We start from the raw sequence: 2,969 nt of genomic DNA, 5'->3' as shown, positions 1-2,969 counted from the left end.
CCCCGATGATGCGCTGGGCCGAACGCTTGGTTGCCCGGAGGCTTGGAAGGGCATGACATTCAACTGGCGCTGGGATTTTACGTGGGAGATCCTGCCACAGTTGCTGTGGGCAACCCTCAACACGTTGGTTGCGGCCGGGATCGGGTATTCAATTGCTCTGGTCGGCGGCCTGCTGCTCGCGCTCGCGCCCCTCGACGACCGCCTTCAGGATTAAGATCCAGAGATTGTCTTCCGGCGCCGCTGAAGGCACCGGAGACACGAAAATGCCGGCTGAGGCTCAGGTCTCTCGCGTTGCGAAGATGCTCCCCGTGCCCTCCGCAGCATTCCACCGATCTGCTCAGCCGTATTAAGTCATCCATTTCGATGGTGCTCGTGCACGCAGGATCTCTGCGCTTGGGCGGGAAGTTTTGCAGCTGCAATGCCCAAGAGCTGCGTTCTTCGCAGAAAGGAGCACTTAAAATGGCCTATCATACCTGATGCAAGCGTCTCTTGCTCGAAGTGCAAAGGAAGAACGCCCATCGCCGCCGAGAGGCGCGCGTTCAACAGAACAAGAAAAGGGAACAGAATGGAACGTACAACCAAGATTTTTCTGAGCATTGGGCTCGTCGTCGTCGGTCTGACGGCGCCCGCTTACACAGGTGAGCTTGCTGATCGCGCGGCAAGCGGCAAGACAATTCGTCTCGGCTTTGCTTCCGAGCCGCCACAGGCATATCCTGGTGAGGGCAACAAGCCTCTGGGGTACGTAAATGCCATTGCCGAAGGGGTTCTTCGTTCAATGGGTTACACCAATATCGAGCCTGTGGTGACCGATTGGGGTGGGTTGATCCCGGGGCTGCAAGCCGGCCGGTTGGATTTAATTACAGGTGGCATGTATATCAATAAAAAGAGGTGCGACAACATAACATTCTCGGAGCCTGTTTCTAAAGAAACAGATGTCTTCATGGTGAAATCCGGAAATCCGGAACAAATCACTACGTACAAGGATTTGGTGACTAAGAATGCGACCATGGTGACTGGGGCAGGCTACGCTGGCATCGAGATCGCTAAGAAGCTGGGCGTGCCCGCATCGCAGATTATGGAGGTTCCAGGAGGTACCGAAATTCTTGCGGCGGTGATCGCTGGTCGAGCAGCCGCCGGAGTGACGTCTTATACAGTCGTCCAGGATATCGCCAAAAAATCTGGAGGGAAGGTGGAGGCCACCAATCCCGCCTTGATGCCGGAGGAATCGTCCGCTTGGATAGGTATTGGATTTAGGAATTCAGACAAAGATTTCGTGGCAAAATTCAATACCGAACTGAAGCGCTATCTCGGAACGCCTGAGATGATGAAGGCTGCGGCAGAAGATGGTTACGACGAGAAGGCGTTGCCAGGCGATACAACAACAGAATGGGTCTGCGCTCATCGCTGAAAACTTGTGTGCTAGAGGCAGGCGACTGCCTCTAGCACAGCCAATTTCATCAGCAGCCGCTCTGCGAAAAACCAGGGATGACATATCAGAAAGTACGAGTCTAATCCGGAAACGGATCGTACGCACGGAGAACTTTGAGATGCCTAGTGAGACTGCGTTCTACACCACTCACGTTGAGCCATCATATCCTGCTGTGGCAACTGAGACCGTCATCGGATTGATAACCCCGTCCAACGACGTCCTCACAGAGCTTGAATTGCGCAGAATGATGCATGATGACGGCATCAGTTTCTGTGCCGCCAGGATGAAGCATCACGAGCCCAGTACGGTCGAAAACCTCTACCGCCATGTTGATGAGATCGCTAAGGTTGGCGAGCTATTCGACCCGCCAGGTGTCGTCAAAGTATTTGCCTACGCCTGCACATCGGGATCAGCCATCATCTCGCAGAAAAGGTTTGAAGAGGAGCTACAGACAACCCGACCCGGGGCCTCCTTAACCTCACCGATGACAGGAGCTTTGCGCGCCTTCGACAGGCTCGAGGTGAAACGCATCGCCATGCTCACACCTTATATCGATCAGGTAGGCGCTGTCGTCACCGAGGCCCTCAGCAGGTCGGGTATTTCGGTCTGCGCGTCTGCTTCATTCCACTGCAAAAATGATTCCGACATCGCCGGACTTTCCCCGGAAAGTATCTTCGAGGCCTCTTGCTCGTTCGATTCCTCTGAAGCTGAAGCTCTTTTCATCCCATGCACCCTCCTTCGGACTTCAAGCATAATCGACCGCCTGGAGGCGCGCCTCGGCAAGCCAGTGATAACTGCAAACCAGGCTATGCTGTGGGACGCATTGAGGCTCGCGCAATATGGGAAGCCAATAGTCGGCCATGGCCAGCTCCTGATGCTGTAATCTTCAAGGGTGCTAGATAAGTTCTCAAACTGCCAACCCAGCCTTTTGAACCACCCCGGGCATTGCAACCGCGGCCAACTTGCGGTTCGAGGTTCGGCTCCAGAATAGCTGAGTCCGGCTCACAAACGGCCAATATTAATTCGGCCCGAGCCTCTGCAAGCCGCCCTAATGCTCTGCAGGCCCGAAACGCGCAAATGCGAAGGAGCCTCCCTAATGACTCAGCGAAAGCCTGCGCTTCTTTTGACCGGCTCGGATCGGATAATGGGTAAACTGGAGGACTTTGATGTCGAGCGCAGAAGTGATCAAGAATTTCATCGATGGGGAGTGGAGAGATTGTTCGTCTGGCAAACGGATCGAGGTTGATGACCCTTCAAACGGAGAGACGGTAGCGGTTATTGCAGAGGCAGGACCTGAAGAAGTGCATCTCGCCGTTGCTGCCGCCGACCGTGTCTTTCGCGACCGCGTTTTGATAGACATGCACCCGTACGACCGTGGGCGCATGCTTTTCCGCGTGGCGGACGCACTTGAGGCACGCAGCGACGAGGTCGCGATCATTAACTGCATAGAGACTGGGAAGGCGTTGGACCTTGCCCGTGGCGAGGTTCGGACCGCCGTCAGATACCTGCGGTACTACGCTGGCTTGGCGGACAAGCTCGA

General features: G+C 55.2%; 3 protein-coding genes and 1 pseudogene. All 4 read left to right on the top strand.

Annotated elements, in window-relative coordinates; all coding sequences use genetic code 11:
• Nucleotides 1–214 (top strand): annotated as a pseudogene (locus EOA78_RS36675) (hypothetical protein); the annotation flags it as partial.
• Nucleotides 215–565: 351 nt separating this feature from the next.
• Nucleotides 566–1,408 (top strand): transporter substrate-binding domain-containing protein, encoded by an 843-nt coding sequence (locus EOA78_RS35280; RefSeq protein WP_127320314.1) that lies wholly within the window; start codon nt 566–568, stop codon nt 1,406–1,408.
• Nucleotides 1,409–1,547: 139 nt separating this feature from the next.
• Entirely contained in the window at nt 1,548–2,312 is a 765-nt protein-coding gene (locus EOA78_RS35275) for a hypothetical protein (protein WP_127320312.1), read from the top strand.
• A gap of 283 nt (nt 2,313–2,595) precedes the next feature.
• The coding region (locus tag EOA78_RS35270) for an aldehyde dehydrogenase family protein (RefSeq protein ID WP_127320310.1) at nt 2,596–2,969 on the top strand (374 nt) is incomplete at its 3' end.

Origin of the sequence: Mesorhizobium sp. M5C.F.Cr.IN.023.01.1.1 (assembly GCF_003997585.1) — a bacterium.
Lineage (GTDB): Bacteria > Pseudomonadota > Alphaproteobacteria > Rhizobiales > Rhizobiaceae > Mesorhizobium > Mesorhizobium wenxiniae.
This window is presented reverse-complemented; position numbering and strand designations above follow the sequence as displayed.

Excerpts from the sequence above, each read along its gene's own strand:
- EOA78_RS35280 (WP_127320314.1), top strand. The coding sequence starts at position 566 with ATGGAACGTACAACCAAGATTTTTCTGAGCATTGGGCTCGTCGTCGTC.
- EOA78_RS35275 (WP_127320312.1), top strand. The coding sequence starts at position 1,548 with ATGCCTAGTGAGACTGCGTTCTACACCACTCACGTTGAGCCATCATAT.